At 46.6% G+C, this 1,081-nt stretch carries 1 protein-coding gene; it reads left to right on the forward strand.

Features of this window, described 5'->3' with window-relative positions:
* A partial coding sequence (locus tag R7E42_RS25345) for an OB-fold nucleic acid binding domain-containing protein (protein ID WP_318073284.1) occupies positions 1 to 1,081 on the forward strand: 1,081 nt, incomplete at both ends.

Genomic DNA, 1,081 nt, shown 5'->3' on the forward strand with positions numbered 1-1,081 from the left:
CTCTATTCCAAACACAAGTCATCCCACTTGCCATGGTCGCTGCGGGGTTCAGTGGTGTCGAGGCTGATCAACTTCGTCGAGCCATGGCGTCATGGAAAAAGAATGGTGATTTAGCCAAGTTTAAGCCTAAGCTGCTCAATGGCATGCAAGAGCGAGGTTACGACTTAGCATTTGCGGCGCGCATTTTTGAACAAATTTGTGGCTTTGGTGAATACGGATTTCCAGAAAGTCATTCAGCGTCTTTCGCCGTTTTGGCGTATTGCTCGGCATGGCTAAAATACTACTATCCCGCAGAGTTTTATACGGCACTGTTAAACAGCCAACCAATGGGGTTTTACAGCCCTTCTCAATTGGTGCAAGACGCTCGTCGTCACGGCGTCGAAGTTCTGCCTATCTGTGTCAATCACTCCTATTACCAGCATCATTTGATTCAACGCCCCAATGGCCGACTTGGTGTGCAACTGGGCTTTCGATTGGTTAAAGGCTTTAATGAGGAAAGCGCGACTCGCTTAGTCGAACGACGACCAAAAACGGGCTATCACTCAATACAAGAGGTCAAACAAATCTTGAGAAGTCGTCGTGATATCGAATTATTAGCTTCTGCAAATGCCTTTCAGATCTTATCGGGTAACCGTTATAACGCACGTTGGGCAGCGATGGATTCACTGTCCGATTTGCCTTTGTTTCATCATATCGAAGAGCCAAGCGTTAGCTATCAAGCACAGCCATCTGAATATGAAAGCCTTATTGAAGACTATGCCAGTACAGGTCTTTCGCTGAATCGACACCCAATTACTCTGCTAGAAGAAGCGGGAATACTTCCTCGTTTTACGCGTATGAAACAATTGGTTGATAAAGAGCATAAATCGCTTGTGACTGTGGCAGGTGTCGTCACCGGAAGGCAGTCCCCAGGCACTGCAGCAGGCGTTACATTTTTCACCTTAGAAGATGACACTGGCAACATTAACGTTGTGGTATGGAGTGCGACGGCAAGAGCGCAAAAGCAAGCTTACCTCACCTCAAAAATATTGATGGTAAAAGGTATTTTGGAACGAGAGGGAGAAGTCATCCACGTCATTGC

This window comes from Vibrio sp. Vb1337, assembly GCF_033338715.1.
GTDB lineage: Bacteria > Pseudomonadota > Gammaproteobacteria > Enterobacterales > Vibrionaceae > Vibrio > Vibrio alginolyticus.